Annotated in this window: 15 protein-coding genes and 1 riboswitch; of the genes, 12 read left to right on the top strand and 3 right to left on the bottom strand. The window is 45.9% G+C overall.

Annotation, left to right across the window (positions count from 1 at the left end):
• Nucleotides 1-272 precede the first annotated feature (272 nt).
• A complete protein-coding gene (locus tag MMG82_RS17620) occupies nucleotides 273-2387 on the top strand; it encodes a cytochrome c3 family protein (protein ID WP_037428301.1) in 2115 nt (704 codons plus the stop codon).
• Nucleotides 2388-2558: 171 nt separating this feature from the next.
• Nucleotides 2559-4709, top strand: coding sequence for a M3 family metallopeptidase (locus MMG82_RS17615; protein WP_047537187.1), 2151 nt, complete (start codon nucleotides 2559-2561; stop codon nucleotides 4707-4709).
• A gap of 92 nt (nucleotides 4710-4801) precedes the next feature.
• Here MMG82_RS17615 and MMG82_RS17610 read toward each other — a convergent pair whose 3' ends face one another.
• The 3 genes from MMG82_RS17610 to MMG82_RS17600 form a co-directional block, all read right to left on the bottom strand.
• Entirely contained in the window at nucleotides 4802-6370 is a 1569-nt protein-coding gene (locus MMG82_RS17610; RefSeq protein ID WP_241407218.1) for a Na+/H+ antiporter NhaC family protein, read from the bottom strand.
• Nucleotides 6371-6449: 79 nt separating this feature from the next.
• A riboswitch (Lysine riboswitch) is annotated at nucleotides 6450-6646 on the bottom strand.
• Between the two features lie 95 nt (nucleotides 6647-6741).
• Entirely contained in the window at nucleotides 6742-7668 is a 927-nt protein-coding gene (locus tag MMG82_RS17605; RefSeq protein ID WP_241407217.1) for an FAD-binding protein, read from the bottom strand.
• Nucleotides 7669-8418 (bottom strand): electron transfer flavoprotein subunit beta/FixA family protein, encoded by a 750-nt coding sequence (locus MMG82_RS17600; RefSeq protein ID WP_037420526.1) that lies wholly within the window; start codon nucleotides 8416-8418, stop codon nucleotides 7669-7671. It lies immediately after the preceding gene.
• A 309-nt stretch (nucleotides 8419-8727) separates the two neighbouring features.
• On the opposite strand from MMG82_RS17600, the gene MMG82_RS17595 reads away from it, so the two are divergent.
• The 10 genes from MMG82_RS17595 to MMG82_RS17550 all read left to right on the top strand — a co-directional run bounded on the left by MMG82_RS17595 (nucleotide 8728) and on the right by MMG82_RS17550 (nucleotide 20289).
• Nucleotides 8728-9120, top strand: coding sequence for an H-NS family nucleoid-associated regulatory protein (locus MMG82_RS17595; protein WP_037420523.1), 393 nt, complete (start codon nucleotides 8728-8730; stop codon nucleotides 9118-9120).
• A gap of 207 nt (nucleotides 9121-9327) precedes the next feature.
• Nucleotides 9328-12402, top strand: a complete 3075-nt coding sequence (locus MMG82_RS17590; RefSeq protein WP_241407215.1) for an amidohydrolase family protein — start codon at nucleotides 9328-9330, stop codon at nucleotides 12400-12402.
• Nucleotides 12402-13691: an amidohydrolase family protein gene (locus MMG82_RS17585; RefSeq protein WP_241407214.1), complete on the top strand. Its 1290-nt coding sequence runs from the start codon at nucleotides 12402-12404 to the stop codon at nucleotides 13689-13691. Before MMG82_RS17590 ends, MMG82_RS17585 begins: the two co-directional genes overlap by 1 nt.
• Nucleotides 13692-13763: 72 nt before the next feature.
• Nucleotides 13764-14144 carry an Rcs stress response system protein RcsF gene (gene rcsF, locus MMG82_RS17580; protein WP_240129322.1) on the top strand — a complete coding sequence of 127 codons (381 nt, stop codon included), beginning with the start codon at nucleotides 13764-13766 and terminating at the stop codon, nucleotides 14142-14144.
• 101 nt (nucleotides 14145-14245) lie between these two features.
• Nucleotides 14246-14980: a tRNA (N6-threonylcarbamoyladenosine(37)-N6)-methyltransferase TrmO gene (gene tsaA, locus MMG82_RS17575; protein WP_241407213.1), complete on the top strand. Its 735-nt coding sequence runs from the start codon at nucleotides 14246-14248 to the stop codon at nucleotides 14978-14980.
• A gap of 66 nt (nucleotides 14981-15046) precedes the next feature.
• Nucleotides 15047-15610, top strand: coding sequence for an acyltransferase (locus tag MMG82_RS17570; RefSeq protein ID WP_241407219.1), 564 nt, complete (start codon nucleotides 15047-15049; stop codon nucleotides 15608-15610).
• 198 nt (nucleotides 15611-15808) lie between these two features.
• Nucleotides 15809-17521 carry a proline--tRNA ligase gene (locus MMG82_RS17565; protein WP_241407211.1) on the top strand — a complete coding sequence of 571 codons (1713 nt, stop codon included), beginning with the start codon at nucleotides 15809-15811 and terminating at the stop codon, nucleotides 17519-17521.
• 265 nt (nucleotides 17522-17786) lie between these two features.
• On the top strand, nucleotides 17787-18911 hold the full coding sequence (locus tag MMG82_RS17560; RefSeq protein ID WP_241407210.1) for a patatin-like phospholipase family protein: 1125 nt from the start codon (nucleotides 17787-17789) through the stop codon (nucleotides 18909-18911).
• 268 nt (nucleotides 18912-19179) lie between these two features.
• Nucleotides 19180-19428, top strand: a complete 249-nt coding sequence (locus MMG82_RS17555) for a hypothetical protein (protein ID WP_099458403.1) — start codon at nucleotides 19180-19182, stop codon at nucleotides 19426-19428.
• Between the two features lie 150 nt (nucleotides 19429-19578).
• Complete coding sequence (locus tag MMG82_RS17550) at nucleotides 19579-20289, top strand: YjbF family lipoprotein (RefSeq protein WP_144375117.1); 711 nt, start codon at nucleotides 19579-19581, stop codon at nucleotides 20287-20289.
• Nucleotides 20290-20293: the final 4 nt, after the last annotated feature.

Below are 20293 nucleotides of genomic sequence, written 5' to 3'. Positions count from 1 at the left end.
TTAAATATTGTTTTAATTAAGAAAAATCACATTAACAAAAGTTTAGAAATGCGATCTACCTCCAAAGTTATAGTCCTAAATGCGGTTTGGTTCAAAAAACAAACATATCAATAACAGTAATATTTCATCCGAGACCAAAAGTACTCAATTTAAAAAATAAAAGTATTCGATGCTTGCAAATGAAATCAGCGGTTCAAAGCACTAATCTCCCCTGCAAACGTTAGTGCTGCAATCCGTGCCTTTAAATGCGTATTGGATTAATGGAGATTATGATGAGAATATTCACCTCTAAAAAACTGGCATACGTTGTCGCCTTAGCACTTACCGGTGCTCTCGTAGGTTGCGGCAGTGATGGTAAAGATGGTGTAGATGGCGCGCCAGGCACTCCGGGGACACCTGGCACACCGGGAACACCGGGTGAACCTTGGGTTCCACCACCAGTCACGAGTTCAACAGTCACCAATGTAAAAGTACTGAACTATAGCTTTGGTGAAGGCAATATCACCTATGAATTTAAGATCACTGACGAAAATGGCAACTTAATCAATGGACTGAAAAATGCTGAAGCCAAAGTTGCAGCATTAACCGATAAAGGCTTTATCAATAATAGAAATGAAGCCGACAAAACCGACGCAAGTGGCAATCCTGTCAAAGATAACGTCAATATCGGTGGCGCTGCGACTCAAGCAACTGAGGGCGCTTTGCTCACTTCATTAGGCGATGGTCACTATAGCTTTAAAGCCCCAATGAAAGGTGTTAACGCTGGTACCGAAGGTATTGTATGGCTCAGAGTCGGCGGTAATGCTGAAACTGGCATTGCTCGCTCAGCACCGCTGGTGGTGAACAAGCCAGAGGGAACTCATTCAACCACGACCGATAGTTGCTATTCCTGTCACGTAGACTATTCAACAAGCCCACGTCGTCACGCTAGTTATGTAGCAACCGGTATGGACAGCGAAGTCACCTTCGTTGAAGGCTGTTTAGTCTGTCACGGCTCAGTTAGCTTTGCAGCAAAAAATGCCGAAGGTTTCTCTATCGGCGGTTATGCAACCAACACACTGTCTAAGATTGGCCACATTAATCACCAGAAATTTACTAAAGATTTCAGCGTGATGAACTGTAGTTCTTGCCACGTTGAAGCTCCAACCAATATTAGTGTTTCAGGCCCAGGCTGTATTGACTGTCACAATACTGGTGGTGTACCAGGCGCGATTGTGCCAAGTAATGGTGCCGATGTCCGTCCGATGCATGAAGGTAAAACAGGTATTACTGAGCGCCAAGCATTACGTGCTAAGTATAAACTTGAATTATCTACCCCTGTTAAAGTTGATGATATTTCAACAAAAACAGATCATTATGCGCCAACTGGTGCAGCTTCTGCCGTTACCGCACCAGGCTGGTGTACCACTCTGACAGTAAAAGATACTGACGGTAATATCTTTAGCATTAAAGATAACTTCAACTACTCAAATCCGCTGGTATTTGATGCTAAGAAACCGATTGTTTACGCAGGTGCTTATCTGCATTCCTACGAAAAAAATAGCTTAGTCGGTCGCCCAGGTAACCGTACTAACTATTACTATGGCTACAATGCTGATGGTACTAAAAATATCTGTCATCTGCTGACCGATATCAGCCCTGTAAACGCCAACTATGTCTACTCTGCACGTGTGACCTTCAGCACCGCAGGTTGGATGGAGTACGACGGTAACCAACGCTATCAAAGCAATGGCAGCCTCAGAGCCAATGGCTATGACGGCTCAATGGGGGTCTCGTTCACCGCATACTCTGATGTAGTCGATCCTGCGACTGCAACCAAAGTATCCGCCTTTGAACGTCGCACCGTAGTCAGTGATAACAGCTGTACTACTTGTCACAATGATGCCACCGCATTCCACAAAAATGGCGCATTTGACGAAGGCGGTAAGGCTTGCGTAGCTTGCCATGATAACGGTATGGCACGGACTTCGGCCACTCTGGGTGCTGGTTTTGGTCCAATGGTGCACAGCTGGCACTGGGGCAACGGTGCGAATGTCGGTGAGATGAAGGCCGATGGCACTCAAGCGAAAACCGCTAACGGTGCAGGTGCAATCAACCCAGTCACAAGCTGTGTTGCCTGTCACGAAACCGCGATTGATTTAAACAAAATACCAAACCAATACATCCTTGAACCTGGTAACAAAATGACCAGCCCTGTCACCGCTAACTGCTATGCTTGCCACACAGGCGATGCAGTCAAAGCTCACATGGCTAGCAATGGTGGCGAGATCAGCGTTCCTGCAGTAGGTGATTGGTTCAAACAACCAACAGGAGAAGCATGTGCTGTTTGCCATAACACAGGTAGCAGCTCAGGTATCGACAAATACCACAACTTCACCCGTAAATAGTTAATCGTCCCGCTATTTTCCCTGCAAGAAAATAGTTCAAAGCGCCCTGTAACCTTGGGGCGCTTTTTTTGTTTACTTTTACTTACAACTTCATCCCATAGGTTTTCAGTCCTATTTAAGTTAGTAACGCTAGAGTCACAAAAACTACAATTCTAAGGAAATCACTCAACTATGCGTAAAAGTTTTATTGCCATCGCCATTGGCGCCACACTGATGACCGGAGCACTCGCAGGCTGTAGCACTCAAGATACAAAAGCTGCAAATGTCACCGCAGTACAAACCCAAAACCCCTTATTCCAAGCCAGTACACTGCAATATCAAGCACCTGATTTCAGCGTTATTAAAGACGAGCATTTTCAGCCCGCTTTAGAACAAGGTATTAAAGAGCAGTATCAAGAAATTTTAGCGATTGCTAACAATCCTGCTGCGCCAACCTTTGATAACACAATTGTCGCCATGGAAAAAAGTGGCGCCCTGCTCAACCGTGCATCGAGCGTGTTTTACAACCTCGCAGGTTCGAACAGCAATCCAGCCCTGCGTAAAATCCAAGGTGAAATGGCCCCCAAAATGGCTGCTCACTCGGATAACATCAACCTTAATCCTGCGCTATTCGCTCGTATTGAAGCCATCTATAACGACCGCAATAACTTAGGTTTAACGCCTGAAGCGGTACGTTTGGTTGAGGTGTATCACCAGCGCTTTATCATGGCTGGCGCTAAGCTGACCGATGAGCAAAAAGTGAAGATCCGTGCCTTAAACGAAGAGCAATCGACGCTGACCAATGAGTTTTCCCAACGTTTACTGCGCCTAACAAAAGAAATCGCTATTGTTGTCGATAGCAAAGAACAACTGGCGGGCCTAAGTGACAGCGAAATCACCTCGGCAGCAAACGATGCCAAGGCAGCAGGCCATGAAGGTAAGTACTTAATCAATATCACCAACACTACTCGCCAGCCAATACTCGCCTCTTTAGAGAACCGTGAACTGCGCCAGCGCATTTGGGAAGCCTCGGCAAACCGTGGCTTAACGGGTGAAAACGAGACCGCATCTTTAGTGTCTCGCTTAGCCCAATTACGTGCCGAGCGCGCGGCTCTCTTAGGTTATGAGAACTGGGCTAGCTATCGCCTTGCACCGCAAATGGCAAAAACGCCAGAAGCGGTTTACAGCATGTTTGGCTCTATGGTGCCAGCCGTAGTTGCCAACACAGAGAAAGAAGCGGCCGATATCCAAGCGATGATCAATAAGACCGGTGGCAAGTTTGAACTCGCACCATGGGACTGGGAGTTTTACGCAGAGAAAGTCCGCCAAGAAAAATACGCTCTTGATGCCAATAGCATTCGTCCCTACTTCGAATTTAACCGCGTCCTCGAAGACGGCGTGTTCTATACGCTTAAAGAGTTGTATGGCGTGACGTTAAAACCACGTCCAGATTTGCCTGTATACCACCCAGATGTGAAAGCCTATGAAATGTTTGATGCCGATGGCTCAAGCATGGCGATTTTCTATGCTGATTACTTTGCCCGTGAAGGTAAACGCGGTGGCGCATGGATGAGCTCGTTTGTAGGGCAATCCTTCCTCGAAGGTACTAAGCCTGTCGTAGTTAACGTGATGAACATTAAAAAGGCGCCTGAAGGCCAACCTACCTTCGTCAGCTATAACGAAGTCACCACGATGTTCCACGAAATGGGCCACGGTACCCACGGTATGTTCTCCAAAGTGACTTACCCAAGTCTTTCTGGGACTTCGGTATCCCGTGACTTTGTGGAATTTCCATCGACTTTCGAAGAAGATTGGGCGGCCCACCCTAAAGTGTTAGCCAACTACGCCAAGCACTACGAAACAGGCAAGCCTATCCCTGATGAGTTACTGCAAAAACTATTAAAATCCGGCAGCTTTAACCAAGGCTTCGATACGTTAGAATATATGGCTGCGGCGCTAGTGGATATGGAATGGCACTCATTAAGCCCTGATGCACCATTGCAAGATGTAGCGACCTTTGAGGCTAATGCGCTGAAAAAGCACGGCTTAAATATCACCGCCGTACCACCACGTTATAAGTCAACTTACTTTGCCCACGCCTTCCCAGGTGGTTACTCAGCAAGTTACTACGCGTATATGTGGAGTGAAATTTTAGCGGCTGACGCCTTTGCCTATGTGCAAACCCAAGGCGGCCTAAACCGTGAGATCGGCATGAAATACCGTAAGACCATTCGCGAAGTGGGCAACAGTATTGCGCCAATGGAAGCTTACAAGAACTTCCGCGGCCAAGAGCCTACCACTGAAGGTTTACTCAACCGCCGTGGGCTCAATCAGACTCAGTAATTTTAGATACTGAGTAGATAAAAATCAGCCAGCATAGTTGCTGGCTGATTTGTTTTACATTCTCAAGATAAGAGCGAAGTTAAATCACGGACTTATAAAGCCGTACTTTTGGATTTAATGCGCAAACCAAAAATCGTCAATACAAACAATATGCTACAAGTCACTAATCCTGCATTGACCGATTCAGTTAAGCCAAGCACTACGTAGCCGATCATGCTGATCAGCGCAACGATTACGGCGTAGGGAAGCTGCGTCACTACGTGGTCGATATGATGGCAACTGGCCCCCGTCGACGACAAAATAGTGGTATCAGAAATCGGTGAACAATGATCACCAAATACCGCCCCCGCTAATACCGAAGCCAGCATAGGTAACATCATAGCTGTGTGACTGCCCATCGCCATATCGGCGGCAATCGGCAGCATAATCCCGAACGTACCCCAACTGGTTCCTGTAGAGAATGCAGTCAGGCCCGCTAACACAAACATTAATGCAGGTAAGAAAGCAAAGGGAATATTCCCAGTGGCTAGGCTAGCCATAAACTTACCGGTTTCAAGCTGGCCGATCACACCTGCAATGGTCCAAGCAAATAACAAGATGTAAATCGCAGGCAACATAGAGCGAGCGCCCTGCACTACACCTTTTAATACCATTGATTTTTCAACGCCTTGCACTAAGTTAAGTACCAGCGCAACCGCTAAACCAATCAGGGCACCAAAGAACAGTGATGAACTCACATCGGTTTTCTCGAAAGCAGAAATAATATTAAATTCAATGCCTTCTTTAGCTAATACTTGAGCACCGCTATCGATCATAAAATACAGGGTCGCAAATACCAGTACTGTGATAGGTAGGAATAACCCAAGGATTTTACCTGTTTCAGCTTCGGGTAAATCAGCATTAGCACCTGGCGGTAAACCTTTAGTCTCATCGTATAAATTACCGCGCATGGCATTTAATTCATGTTCACGCATAGGGCCAACATCTAAGCCCATAAACGCCACACAAAGCAGTAATAATAAAGAGAATATTGCGTAGAAATTCATAGGGATCATTTGAATAAATACACTCAAATGACCAGAGTCCGCAAAACCATGTGCTGTTAATATTCCGCCAATTAACGCAATAATATAAGCGCCCCAACTTGATACCGGTGAAATGACACAAACTGGTGCTGCGGTAGAATCTAATAAATAAGCTAACTTAGCGCGGGAAATATGGTAACGGTCGGTAACAGGCCTTGCGACAGACCCAACGACTAAGCTATTGAAATAATCGTCAATAAAAACAACACAGCCTAAAAACATGGTCAGTAATTTCGCATCGCGCTTATTACGAATATGTAACCTTGCCCAATCAGCAAATGCCCGTGCACTACCACTCACAGTAATTAGAGCGGTGATCATCCCCAATGCAATCAAGAAACCGAGAATGTATAAATTCCAAGAATTTACGCCATCATCCGACCAAAAAAGTCCTTTTACACTGTTAAATAAAAACTCACCGCTGGCCACAGGAGAAAATTGATTGAGCAATAATACTCCAATCACAATTCCTAAACCGAGGGAAAGAAGCACTCGGCGAGTAAAAATCGCCAATACAATTGCAACCACAGGCGGGAGCAAAGAAAGCGCCGAATCGGCATAACTAACTACAGTCATTGATTATTTCTTCGTCAAAATACGAATGGAGGGCGACTGAACTGGTGGGAAAAGGCAATAGATACCCAAGATCACCTGTCCTATCAGTAGCGCTCCATAGTAACTATTCCTAATATCCGTATCTGGAAATACTATGGCAGTGTTGTACCTATTAGACACAACCCCAGCAGTTGATCGTGATAAATCAAACTACTTCGGCACCAAATCCTTTCGTGAACGATCAACGGAATCACCCTACTGATCACTACTGATATTTGGCGCGCCTCTACTTCTAAGAACGCCCATACATGGGCGTGAGGCTCATAAAAACATAAGCGGCTAAGCAGTTACCACCGCGAAGCCGCTTACTTTGACTTAGCTCACAAATAAAATCAACTTAAGCTTGCAATCAACTGCGGAACGGCTTCGAACAGGTCAGCTTCGAGGCCATAATCGGCAACTTGGAAGATAGGCGCTTCAGGGTCTTTGTTGATAGCCACAATCACCTTAGCGTCTTTCATTCCCGCTAAATGTTGGATCGCGCCTGAAATACCGACTGCAATATAGAGGTTAGGTGCGACAATTTTACCAGTTTGACCGACTTGCAAGTCATTCGGAACAAAGCCTGCGTCAACCGCCGCACGCGAAGCACCTACTGCGGCACCAAGCTTATCAGCCAGTTGCTCTAACATGCCGAAGTTTTCACCGCTGCCCATGCCACGGCCACCAGATACGATAATGCCAGCATTTCCTAACTCTGGACGTGCTGAAACTGTCAGCGCTTGAGACACAAACTGAGCTTTGGCTTCAAACACTTTATCCAAGGTAGTCACAGCAGCATTATTACCCTGTGTAACCGCATCGAACGCACTGGCACGCACTGTCATCACTTTGATAGCGTCATGGCTTTGAACTGTCGCTAAGGCGTTACCCGCATAAATCGGGCGAACAAAGGTATCGCTACTCACCACGCCAATCACTTCCGAAATTTGCGCCACATCTAAAAGTGCTGCCACACGCGGTAACGTGTCTTTACCCGCACTCGATGCCGCTGCGAGAATATGGCTGTAGTTTGGTGCTAAGTCCACCAGCAATTTAGCCACGTTTTCGGCTAAATGCGCTTCATAAGCACTGTTATCGGCGACTAATATTTGCGCGACACCTTGTAGAGCTTGAGCAGCTTGCACCACTGCAACACATTGATGGCCCACCACCAATACATGTACATCACCGCCGATCGCACGAGCTGCGGTGACAACTTTAGCGGTATCCAGTTTCAGCGCCGCATTATCGTGTTCTGCTAATACTAAAATGGCCATTTAGATCACCTTCGCTTCATTCTTTAACTTTTCAACCAGCTCTGCTACCGACGCAACCATAATACCGGCCTTACGTTCAGCAGGCGGCGTTACCTTGATCACCGTTTGATGCGCTTTGAGCGTCACACCTAAATCAGCTACCGTCAGGACGTCTAATGGCTTACGTTTGGCTTTCATGATATTAGGTAATGAGGCATAACGTGGCTCATTCAAACGTAAATCCGCAGTCACCACAGCTGGCAATGGTAGATTTAAGGTTTGCATACCACCATCTATCTCACGAGCAACTTGAAGTGAATTACCTTCAACTTTAATTGCTGAAGCAAAGGTCGCTTGCGGCATATCCGTTAATGCAGCAAACATTTGGCCCGTTTGGTTATTATCACCATCAATGGATTGCTTACCAAACAGCACTAATTGCGCTTGTTCTTTTTCTTGTACGGCTTTAAGTAATTTGGCAATTGATACTGGTGCTAACTCTTCTTCAGTATCAATGTGAATCGCGCGATCAGCACCTAATGCTAATGCGGTACGCAATTGTTCTTGAACGGCTTTATTGCCGATGCTCACGACCACTACTTCAGTAGCACTGCCCGCTTCTTTTAAACGAACCGCTTCTTCTACTGCAATTTCACAAAAAGGGTTCAACGCCATTTTGAGGTTTGCGGTATCAACGCTGGTGTTGTCAGCTTTTACCCTGACCTTCACATTGGCATCAACTACGCGCTTAACAGGCACCAATACTTTCATAGGGCTTCCTTCCTACACTTTCATGTACATGGACAAAACATTGGTGATCACCAATGCAGGATAGAGCCACTTTACGTCCTGTTAACGTTAACGTCAACCAAAGTCAAACGCTTGTTTGCATTTTTAAGACTGTCGTATTGGCCACATTTTTGAACACTTATTTGCCATATATAAAAAGTTCAAAAATTAAATAATATTTAATTTTTGTTTATTGCATAATTTTATTTGATTCGAGCAATATTAGTTTCTATCATTTAGCTGTTGTTCACCATTATCCTGTAATAAAAATAGAGTGGGACGAAAATAGATATGAGCGAATTTTTAGAGATATTAACTCACGGTCGTCGTTTTAAAGCTGCTGTAAAAGATCTTAGCGTTGAAGAACTGCGTGATTTAGCGGCTAAACTAGATAAAATTTTAGTTGAACGTGAGTCAATGGAAGCAGAAGAACAGCAAGCTATTGCTGCTCGTAATGCAAAAATTGAAGAAATCCGTCAACAAATGGAAGCCGTTGGTTTATCAATCGACGATTTAGGTGGTGTTGCAGTTAAAGCCTCGAGCAAGAAACGCGCTCCTCGTCCAGCGAAATACCAAATTGAAGTTGATGGCGAAGTGATCCAGTGGACAGGTCAAGGCCGTATGCCAACAGTATTTAAGAACGAAGTCAATAAAGGCCGTTCTATGGATGATTTCTTAATCTAATCCAATACCGTAATGGTAATGACAATAGCCATTCGCTATTATCATTGAGTAACATAAAAAAGCTCGCGCCCTGCGAGCTTTTTTATGCCTATCCCACCCCGCCCATTGTCATTCAAGTAAATGCTTAAATTGCGTTACAATTCATCTTTAGTATTTACATCTACTTTAGGTTACTCTTTATTCACCCTCCGTCTAAGTGAATAAAAAATGCAGATAAACAATAAGATAATAATAAGCTGCGGCATAATAAGTAGTTTTGTATCTCAACCCATTTTTGCCGAGGCCAATCCCATCACCCCCGTCAATAAGTTAACTGCATTGACCAATGCAGAATTAATTCTTGCACCGGGGAAACGACTCTCAAATGCCACATTATTAGTTGAAAACAATCGGATCAAAGCCATTATTGACCAAGGTGATATCCCCGCAGCGGCACTAAAAGTCGATCTCAGTGGTTATACTATTTATCCCGGTTTTATCGATCCTTTTACCGATTATGCTATCGAGTTTGAATATCCCAAATTGCAGCTCACTCGTCCGGTATATGATATTAAGCGTATTGGCGGGAATGCTGAAAATGGTGCAATTCACGCCGAAAAAGAATGGTTTAATTACATTTACCCCAATAAAGAACGCGCACGAGATTGGATCAATAACGGCTTTACCAGTGTACAAAGTAGTAAACTCGATGGTATTTTCCGAGGCACGGGTGTCAGTCTTTCACTCGCGGACAAAACTGCCAACGAGGTAATTTATCGGGCGCGCAGCCAACCTTTTATGGCCTTCGATAAAGGTACGTCAGAACAAGACTACCCCAATTCCCTCATGGGTAGCATCGCGCTTATCAGGCAAACCTTTGCTGATGCTAACTGGTATAACCAAAATAAGCACAAATCGGTTAATAGTTCAGCTACACCTCAAATTGAATTTAATATTGCCTTCGAACGTTTAGATAACTTAGCCGAGAAACCAATCGTATTTGAAACAAAAAATCTGAACGATTTGTTGCGTGCAGCGAACCTACTCAAAGAACATAAGCAGCCCGCCAACTTACTCGCAAGTGGCCAAGAATATGCTCGGATCAACGAATTAAAGGCTTTGAATTATCCTTTAATTCTTCCTCTTAATTACCCACAAGCACCCGATGTGGGTACCGATGATGCCGATCGCGAAGTCTCCCTTGCAGAACTCAGACAATGGGAGCGCGCGCCCACAAACCCTGCCGCAGTAGCAAATGCAGGTATCCCCTTTGCGTTTACCCAATTTGGCATTAAGACCGAGGCGTTTTGGCCACGCCTTCGTCAAGCGATTGCGCAAGGACTCAGCGAAGATAAAGCCCTTGCGGCCCTCACCACTCAAGCTGCTGAAATGGCAGGAACCGCTGACTTGACCGGTAAACTTGCCGCGGGCTATATGGCGGACTTTGTCATTACTAAGGGCAATATTTTTAAAGACGGACAGATTTACAGTGTCTGGCTACAGGGACAAGAACAAGCCATCCGCTCACTTTCACAAGCTAAGATGTTGGGTGACTATCAGCTGACGTTGAATAATTTAACTTTAGATTTGAGCCTTGAAGAAGCAGACAAAGCAGGTAAAACCACTTTGCAAGGAAATCTGAGCAGTGGCGAGAAGAGTATTCCACTCACCAACCTCAAGCTTGAAGACGACGGCCGCGTCAGCTTTAACGCCAATTTAACTGATGCAGGCATTCATGGGATCAGCCGTTTTACCCTCTGGTTTGCCAAAGACGGCATTCAAGGCCGGATGGTAGACGCCCAAAGTCGTAGCATTAATGTTGCTGGTATTGCCCTTACGCCTCCGCCAAAGACGGAGCAAGTAAGCACGCCTAAAGCCGATGCATCGCAAACTTTAGTGAGTCAACTTACCTACCCTAACGTCGCCTATGGCTTAAATGAGGCGCCCAAAGCAGAGAAACTCCATATTAAAAATGCCACCCTGTGGACCTCAGATAAACAAGGTATCTTGGAACATGCGGATCTGCTAATGGCCAATGGCAAGATTGAAAAAATCGGCCAGCAACTCAACACGCCTTCTGGATATCAAGTCCTCGATGCAACGGGCAAGCACTTAACAGCGGGTATTGTCGATGAGCATTCCCATATTGCCATCAACGGCGGCACCAACGAAGGCACAGACGCAGTCACCTCTGAAGTGCGGATTGGCGATGTGATTAATCCTGAAGATGTCTCCATCTATCGCGCACTCGCGGGCGGCGTGACCAGCGCACAATTACTCCATGGCAGCGCTAATCCTATTGGTGGCCAATCCCAGTTAATAAAAATGAAGTGGGGAGAAAGCGCAGAACAGCTAAAGTTTGCCAATGCACCTGCCAGTATCAAATTCGCCCTTGGCGAAAACGTCAAACAGAGTAACTGGGGCGAAAAGTTTGTGCAGCGCTTCCCGCAGACGCGCATGGGGGTAAAAGCCTTATTTGAAGAAACCTTCGATGCAGCACTCGCCTATGAGAATGCGCTGAAGGATTATGATGATTTACGCAGCAGTGAGAAGAAGAAAACCCTCGCACCGCGCCCAAGTTATCGCCTGCAGGCGGTGGCCGAAGTGCTTAAGCAACAGCGCGATGTGCATATTCACTCTTATGTACAGTCGGAAATCTTAATGTTCCTGCGCTTAGCCGAAGCCTACCACTTTAAAGTGCAAACCTTTACCCATGTGCTTGAAGGTTACAAGGTTGCCAGTGAACTGGCTGCCCATGGTGCGGGTGCCTCGACCTTTGCCGATTGGTGGGCCTATAAGTTCGAAGTCTATGATGCTATCCCGCAAAACGCGTGCCTAATGCAAAAACAAGGTGTGCTGACGAGTATCAATTCCGATGACTACGAAATGCAGCGCAGACTCAACCAAGAAGCGGCTAAGTCAATGATGTATTGCGGAATGTCAAAGGAAGATGCCTGGAATATGGTGACCATCAACCCAGCGAAACAGCTCAGAGTCGATGAGTATGTTGGCTCACTCACCCCAGGCAAAATGGCCGATATTGTGCTTTGGAACGCCGAGCCGCTGTCGATTTATGCCAAAGTGACCCAGGCTTGGGTTGAAGGCAAACGCTACTTCGATCGCGACCAAGACCAGCTTGCCCAGCAGCAAGTGGTGGCTGAGCGTGCCGCTCTTATCCAAAAAATTCTCAGTAGTGATGATAACGCTAAGGCGGGTGAAAAAGTTACACCGCTTAACGAGCCACAATGGCACTGCGATACCCATTATCAGGCTTGGGGCCAACATCATCAGGGAGCAAAATAATGAAGCACTTACCCACAACCTTGCTGCTGTCGACACTGGCCATCACCTTGTCCGTGCAGGCACATAATCTCATCCCTACGCCTAAACAAACTCACGGTGTGTTGATTAAAAACGCCACTGTGCATACGGTCATCCAAGGGGTACTAACCAATACCGATGTGTTGATTGAAAACGGTAAAATCAGCGCGCTAGGGCCACAGCTTAGCGCCAATGAGGCTGATGGCCAAATGCAGATCATCGATGCTACGGGTAAACATTTATATCCAGGCCTTATTGCACTGGATACCAGTCTTGGCTTAGTGGAAATCGAGATGGTTCGCCCGACCGTAGATAACGCTGAAGTCGGTGACTTTAACCCGCAAATTACTGCAGCAACGGCTTACAACCCTGATTCGGAGTTGCTGCCAACCATTCGCTATAATGGCATCACTCACGCACAAATTGTCCCCAGTGGTGAGGGATTAGCAGGGCAATCGGTAGTCGTAGACCTCGATGCGTGGACCATTGAAGATGCATTGCACCCAAGTGAAGGCCAATTTCATGTTTACTGGCCACAGATAAAACGCATGCCAGAGGATGAAAAAGGAAAAGCCAAAGCGATTGAAAAAAATCAGCAGGCGATCAATCAACTCATCACTGCCTTTGAAGATGGTTACCGCTACTTTTTGAGCCAAAATACACCGGATGCCGACCACAAGCCTAATCTGCGTTGGCAGGCCATGTTGCCACTGTATCAAGGTAAAGCAACGCTATTTGCCCACGCAGACAGTGTTAACCAAATCGAGCAAGTAATTGCCCTGACTAAAAAATATCAATTTAAATTGGTCATTGTCGGTGGTTATGATGCATGGCGATTAGCTTCAAGTTTAAGGGAGGTGAATGCCAGTGTGATTTACCCGCACACCCTAAGCCTACCTAAACGCACAGATGAACCGGTAGATTTACCGTTTAAAATCCCGTCGTTACTTGCGAGCGCAGGCATTCCCTATGCGCTTGGTTTTTCATCGGATTGGAACAGCCGTAACCTCCCCTACGCCGCAGGTTACAGTGCTGCTTATGGCGTTACACCCGAGCAAGCGTTAAAGTCGGTAACCCTAGATGCGGCAAAGCTGTTAGGGATTAGCGATTTGGGCGCCATTGCCGTGGGTTATCAGGGCAGCATTGTCCTCAGTGATGGAGATATCCTCGATCCCATGAGCAGCAAAATTGAGTCGATTTGGATCGAGGGGCGACAAATAGATCTGAATAATCGCCACCAGCAGCTTTATCAAAAGTATCTTAAGCGATAGAATTTGCTGAGATAAATCGCACCGCGCAGTCCATAGGACTGCGCTTCTATCCCCTTAATCTCAGGTCAAATCATGAAAATCATCCTCTCAAGTGCATTAGTGCTCCTGCTTAGCGCCTGTGCCAGCGACTACAGTTTTAATAGCAATTTAGACGGTGAGGCGATTACTGACTATTTCAAAGCGGGCGATGTTACGCTATTTGAAGGTGATAGTTTGCCTAAAGGCCACTATGAATTAAAAGGCCTAGTGCAAGGCGAATCCTGCCAAGCCGATGTGAATGGTGTGCCAGCATCCTTAAGCGAAGCGAGAACCGAAGCCCGCCGTGCTGCGGCAGACAAAGGCGCCAACGGCATTATCATCAAACAATGCGTGCTAATGGAAGAAGCTGCACAAGGTTGCATCAGCCGCGCGTTATGCGTCGGCCAAGCGATTAAAATGGCCTCCGCCGATTAGTGTAAAGCGTGTATACTGCGCGCCTTTAGTGATTAGTGCGCATCTAACAACCTAAACAATCTGAGTTTGGGTTGTTATGCCGTTCTTTAGGTGTTTTTTGCATGACATTTACCAACCAAATTACCGCAGTGGCAACCTGCCGCACGCCCTATAAACAAAAATTTGGCATTCCAAGACAGCCAGGTTTGGTGGAAGCACGCGGTTATGTTGAGTTGGAAAGCCATGTTAATCATCTCGATGCGGTGCGCGGTATCGAGCAATATTCCCACCTTTGGTTGCTATTTTGTTTCCATGAAAATCTCGCCCAAGGCTGGAAAACCACAGTTCGCCCACCGCGTTTAGGCGGCAATGAAAAACTCGGCGTATTTGCCACTCGCTCCACTTTTCGCCCAAATGGCATTGGCCAATCCGTGGTCAAACTCCATGGGGTGGTGCAACGCAAAGGTAAAGTGTGTCTTGAGATTTCAGGCATGGATCTTGTCGATGGCACGCCGATTATCGATATTAAGCCCTATATCCCCTTTTCAGATTCGATTGAAGGTGCCGTTGGCGGCATGGCACAAGAGGCACCGAAACTGATTAGCGTTGAGTTTAGTGAACTTGCCGATGAACAAATAAACACCTACAGCAAACAAGAAGCCTATACGGATTTAGCCGTGCTTATCCGCGGCGTGCTCGGGCAAGACCCTCGTCCAGCGTACAAAAAAGCTAAGGATGACCCAAAGTTATATCAAATTGCTTTATATGATTTAGATATCTTTTGGCGGATGGCGGTCGATGGGGATGAGCGGGAATACATTCAAGTGCTCGAACTCAAACCAGGGAAATGTGGCTAAGTGCACACGCCAATCACAACCGCCAAGCCTGATTATCAAAGCCAACACAAAAAGCGTCTGTCTTGGATGCCCTGGCTGTATTTTTCACTCAAAGAAAAACACTTAGTCTGGGCTAAACCTTGGCAGGATGAAATTCAAACCAACCTTTGCGCCCTCGAAACCGTCACCATTGGTGATAACTGTTTTATCGCCCCCGAGGCACAGTTATTTGCCGAGCCCAATCGCGATATCAAGATAGGTAATCACTGCATGATTGCCGCCGAATGTTTTTTACATGGCCCGATCACCCTTGGTAATGAAGTCGCCATCAATCATGGCTGCTCCTTCGATGGCGGTCGAGTGGGGATTCAAATTGGCGATCAAACTCGCATTGCTAACCATGTGACAATCTACGCCTTTAATCATGGCATGGCGCCCGATACGCCCATTTATCAACAAGCCTCCCACTCTAAAGGAGTCGTGATAGGTAAAGATGTGTGGATTGGCGCACAGGCCGGGATAGTTGATGGTGTCACCATTGGCGACCATGCGGTGATTGGCATGGGCTGTATTGTCACTAAAGATGTCCCCGCATGGGCCATCGTCGCCGGTAATCCTGCACGGGTGATTGGCGATCGGCGAAATAAGTAAGCAGCGACGAGAATCTAGATACGAGCAATGATGAAGTCGCACCCTGGCGGCGCAGCACTTATCTTTGCTTTATCGGTTATCCAGCATCAAAAATGCTATTTGTCTCCCAGCTAGTTGAATTTAACCTAAATCCATAGGTGACATCATCAAAGCAGGTGATAAAATGGCGCCCATTCAACTCAAATTTGGACATCGGTAATGCGCGTTAGCAAATACCTACTTTCTACTCAAAAAGAAACACCTGCGAATGCAGAAGTCATCAGCCATCAATTAATGCTACGTGCGGGTATGATCCGCCGTAACGCTTCAGGTCTATACAGCTATCTGCCCACGGGCCTGCGTGTATTGCGTAAAGTTGAAGCCATTGTTCGTGAAGAAATGAACAAAGCGGGCGCGATTGAAATCCTAATGCCTATGGTGCAACCGGCTGATTTATGGGTAGAAACGGGTCGTTGGGACAAGTTTGGTCCTGAACTACTGCGTTTTAAAGACCGTCATAGCCGTGACTTCGTTCTGGGACCAACCCACGAAGAAGTGATCACTGACTTAATCCGTAAAGAAGTCAGCTCTTACAAACAATTACCGCTGAATCTTTATCAAATTCAAACTAAATTCCGCGACGAAGTTCGCCCACGTTTTGGCGTGATGCGTTCTCGCGAGTTCCTGATGAAAGATGCTTATTCTTTCCATCTTGATGTGGATACCATGAATGAAACCTATGAGGCGATGTATCAAGCCTATAGCAACATTCTGTCGCGCATGGGCTTAGCCTTCCGTCCGGTTTTAGCGGACACTGGTTCTATCGGTGGCAGCATGTCACACGAGTTCCACGTATTAGCGCAAAGCGGTGAAGACTTAATCGCCTACTCTACGGGTAGCGATTATGCCGCTAACATCGAGAAAGCCGAATCGCCAATGCCAACCGAAACGCGCGGCGCGGCGACTGAAGCATTACGTTTAGTCGATACCCCCAATGCGAAAACCATTGCTGAGTTAGTTGAGCAATTCGGTTTAGATATCACTAAAACAGTGAAAACCTTGATTGTTAAGGGTGCGACTGAAGCTGCACCACTGGTTGCGCTGATTGTACGTGGTGACCACGAGCTAAATGAAATCAAGGCAGATAAATTAGATTTAGTGGCATCACCATTAGAATTTGCCCCAGAAGCCCTGATCCGTGACGCCATTGGCGCAGGTCCAGGCTCATTAGGCCCTGTCGGCCTGAATATGCCGATCATCATCGACCACAGTGTTAGCGTGATGAGCGATTTTGCTGCCGGCGCAAACGTGGATGATAAACACTACTTTGGTATCAACTGGGAGCGCGATCTGCCACTGGCACAAGCGGCTGATATCCGTAACGTGGTTGAAGGCGAGCCAACACCGGATGGTTTAGGTACCTATGCCATGGCTCGTGGTATCGAAGTGGGTCATATCTTCCAACTCGGCACTAACTATTCTAAATCGATGAATGCGACTGTTCTCGATGAGAACGGTAAATCACAGGTGCTGCTGATGGGTTGTTACGGTGTTGGCGTGAGCCGTATCGTGGCTGCTGCGATTGAGCAAAACTTTGATGACCGTGGCATTGTATGGCCAGAAGCGATTGCACCATTCAGTGTGGGCATTCTGCCAATGAATATGCACAAGTCGCACCGCGTCACCGATATCGCCGAGCAGTTATACAAAGACTTAAGTACTGCGGGTATCGATGTCCTGTTGGATGACCGTAAAGAGCGTCCAGGCGTGATGTTCGCCGATATGGAGCTCATTGGTATTCCTCACACTGTGGTGATTGGTGATCGCAATATCGACGCGGGTGTATTTGAATACAAAAACCGTCGCACCGGTGAAAAACAAGACGTGCCATTCGACCAAATCGTCGATTTCTTAAAGAATCTGCAAGCTTAAGCCCTGTCTTTTGCGCTGAATACACATTCGCCAGTATGAGTTAATGGCTTACCATTAACCTCTCAATACAGCAACGCACTTAGGTTTAACTTAAGTGCGTTTTTTATTTCCCGTCTGTTGATGGCAAACAAGCTCTCAAGTGCTTGCCTTTGACTCTTCTCATCAAAAACTAAAGAAATGTCATTAAGATAACTGCTCAGACTTGCTTTTTTAGACAAGGCATTGCTTTAATAAAATCATAATAACAAGTCGTTGAGTATTAAGATTGCCAACATCAACAGCATTAGTTCTCGGTGGCGGTGGCGCTCGTGCCGCCTATCAAGTGGGAGTGTTAAAAGCACTGGTCCAGCTTTATCCTCGCAACCATGGCATTCCCTTCAAAATCATATGTGGCACTTCCGCTGGTGCCATTAATGGTACTTCAATCGCCACCCATGCCTCATGTTTTCACTTAGGTGTCAAAAAACTCGAATGGGTATGGCGTCATTTTGAAACTAGAAAAGTGTACCGAGCCACTCTTCCTGGCGTGTTAAAGCACCTCTCAAAAATGGCGCTAAAGGGCTTACAGGACGACAAGGTCAATACAGATGCTGGCAGCCTGCTCGATAACGAGCCTTTACGGCACTTATTGAATGAACTTATCGATTTTAAAAGAATTGATCGCAATATCCGCAACGGCGCTTTAACCGCTCTGAGTGTCGATACCTCCTGCTATAACAACTCGCGTTCGGTGACGTTTTTTCAAGCGGCACGAGATATTGAAAACTGGACCCGCGCCAGACGCAGCGGGGAGCGGCGCATGTTAAATACCGAGCACTTGTTAGCAAGCTCAGCCATTCCCATGGTGTTCCCGTCAATTAAACTTAATCAAGCTTATTATGGTGACGGCTCAGTCCACCAGCTCGCGCCGCTTTCAAGTCCAATCCATTTGGGGGCTAATAAGCTATTGGTGATAAACCTAGACAGTCCCCATAAGCATTTTCCGATGGAGCTAGAATATCATCCGAAGACTGCGACCATCGCGGGTCATCTGTTGGATACTATCTTTTCTGATACCTTAAATAGCGATTTAGAACGCCTAGAGCGCATAAATCATACGCTTTCCCTTATTCCAGAAGAAAGCCGTGCGCAACTATCATTACACCCCATAAAAACCTTAGTGATAAAACCCAGCGAAGATTTAAGTAAAATCGCCGCCCGCTTCTATGACGATATGCCCTGGGCAATTAAAACCTTACTGGGATTTTTTGGTATCGATAGGCAGTCTGACTCCAGTATTGTGTCTTATCTCTTGTTTGAAAAATCCTATACCAGCGCATTGATCGATTTAGGTTATCAAGACGGTATGGCGCACCTTGACGAATTGAAAGCATTTTTCAATTTAGCCTAGTGCGATGACTCACAATAAAAAGGCTAAGTAAAATCGAATTGAAGCCCGCATCTTGCCGTGTTATAAATTAAACGATGACATAATTCCTTAACCACAATGTGCGAAACTCATTAAAAATTAAGGATTATTCAGTAGCAGCTAAGCAGTAAATCAGTCTAAAGTCTGAATGACAGAATAGATTTAACATTGATCATTTAAGTTGAATCACCTATCATGCTGTACTAGATTAGCTAAAAATTAGGTTAATTTTTTCTAAAAGGGAATCACGATGAAAAAAACTTCATTAGCACTTATTGCTGCTATTTCAATGTTAGGTTCAGTTGCTGCTAACGCTAACACAACTGGTGTAGCAACTGGTGGTACTGGTGTTGGTGGCGCTACTGGTGCTATCGTTGCTGGTGGTATTGCAGCTGGTGCAGTTGTAACTGGTGTTTTAGTTGCAGCTAACAGTTCTGATGGTAGCCCAGCAGCAACTGGTACTGGTACTGGTACTGGCACAACTACTGGCACTAACTAATCTTTTAGTCAGTGTATTTAAACAACCGCCTTATTGGCGGTTGTTTTTTTTAGGCTTTTTGTAAACAAAATGTATGCTTAATCTAGCTTGAAATCACGCCATCATATATTTACATTGGTTAACAACTACTATTGAGAATAAGCAACTCGGATGCGTATATATAAAAAAATCTTTTCCTTTATTGCTGTTTCGACAGTATGTCTAGGCTTATCGGGCTGTAGCCAACGAGTTAGCGCACTAAACGATACCGCAAAGCTCGCCTTTTTTGGGAGTGACGATGTGGTTCTCTCCCCTGAGCAAGTATCGGCTAATCCTTATGCCAGCATCTATGTAAAAATGGAAGATACGGCCCAGGCATTTGTGGTTTTAGCCTTTGCAGAGCCTAAAATCAGCCTATCTTCAGTAAAAAACTCACCCGCAGCACTTGAACTTAAGTGGTTATCAGCGGATAAGGGCATGTTAGTGACAGTTAACGGCCGCCTAGTCAAAACCCATAATTTGCTCACGGGTAATTTAAGTGCTGTTGAAAGTGATGAGCCAGATCCACTGTTATTAGGATTACACTTAAGCTCCACCCCCAAAACTTGGACTCGAACCCTCGATTGGCAACCTGGTTATCATTATGGCTACCGAGCAACATCAGAATTTGAATTGATTGGTGACGAAAATATTCTAATCAATGGCGCTCCTACACAAGCTTTGCATTTTAGTGAACACGTCTCTGTGGATGCACTCAATATCCAATATCAAAATGAGTTTTGGCTAGATCCACAAACAGGCAACGTTATTAAAAGCCATCAGAAAATTGCGCCCAATCTGCCGTTTATTGATATCACCTTACTGAAGCCTTTTGCTGCTTAGTGGA

The organism is Shewanella sp. MM_2022_3, from assembly GCF_022557375.1.
Classification (GTDB): domain Bacteria; phylum Pseudomonadota; class Gammaproteobacteria; order Enterobacterales; family Shewanellaceae; genus Shewanella; species Shewanella xiamenensis.
Note: the sequence above shows the minus strand (reverse complement) of the source record. Positions and strands in the feature narration are given on the sequence as shown.

What these genes read in the sequence shown, in the direction of transcription:
- rcsF (WP_240129322.1), top strand. Translation starts at nt 13,764, where the DNA reads ATGAAAATCATCCTCTCAAGTGCATTAGTGCTCCTGCTTAGCGCCTGT.
- MMG82_RS17565 (WP_241407211.1), top strand. Translation starts at nt 15,809, where the DNA reads ATGCGCGTTAGCAAATACCTACTTTCTACTCAAAAAGAAACACCTGCG.
- MMG82_RS17550 (WP_144375117.1), top strand. Translation starts at nt 19,579, where the DNA reads ATGCGTATATATAAAAAAATCTTTTCCTTTATTGCTGTTTCGACAGTA.
- MMG82_RS17570 (WP_241407219.1), top strand. Translation starts at nt 15,047, where the DNA reads ATGCCCTGGCTGTATTTTTCACTCAAAGAAAAACACTTAGTCTGGGCT.
- MMG82_RS17585 (WP_241407214.1), top strand. Translation starts at nt 12,402, where the DNA reads ATGAAGCACTTACCCACAACCTTGCTGCTGTCGACACTGGCCATCACC.
- MMG82_RS17615 (WP_047537187.1), top strand. Translation starts at nt 2,559, where the DNA reads ATGCGTAAAAGTTTTATTGCCATCGCCATTGGCGCCACACTGATGACC.
- MMG82_RS17595 (WP_037420523.1), top strand. Translation starts at nt 8,728, where the DNA reads ATGAGCGAATTTTTAGAGATATTAACTCACGGTCGTCGTTTTAAAGCT.
- MMG82_RS17555 (WP_099458403.1), top strand. Translation starts at nt 19,180, where the DNA reads ATGAAAAAAACTTCATTAGCACTTATTGCTGCTATTTCAATGTTAGGT.
- MMG82_RS17600 (WP_037420526.1), bottom strand. Translation starts at nt 8,418, where the DNA reads ATGAAAGTATTGGTGCCTGTTAAGCGCGTAGTTGATGCCAATGTGAAG.
- MMG82_RS17590 (WP_241407215.1), top strand. Translation starts at nt 9,328, where the DNA reads ATGCAGATAAACAATAAGATAATAATAAGCTGCGGCATAATAAGTAGT.
- MMG82_RS17605 (WP_241407217.1), bottom strand. Translation starts at nt 7,668, where the DNA reads ATGGCCATTTTAGTATTAGCAGAACACGATAATGCGGCGCTGAAACTG.
- tsaA (WP_241407213.1), top strand. Translation starts at nt 14,246, where the DNA reads ATGACATTTACCAACCAAATTACCGCAGTGGCAACCTGCCGCACGCCC.
- MMG82_RS17620 (WP_037428301.1), top strand. Translation starts at nt 273, where the DNA reads ATGAGAATATTCACCTCTAAAAAACTGGCATACGTTGTCGCCTTAGCA.
- MMG82_RS17610 (WP_241407218.1), bottom strand. Translation starts at nt 6,370, where the DNA reads ATGACTGTAGTTAGTTATGCCGATTCGGCGCTTTCTTTGCTCCCGCCT.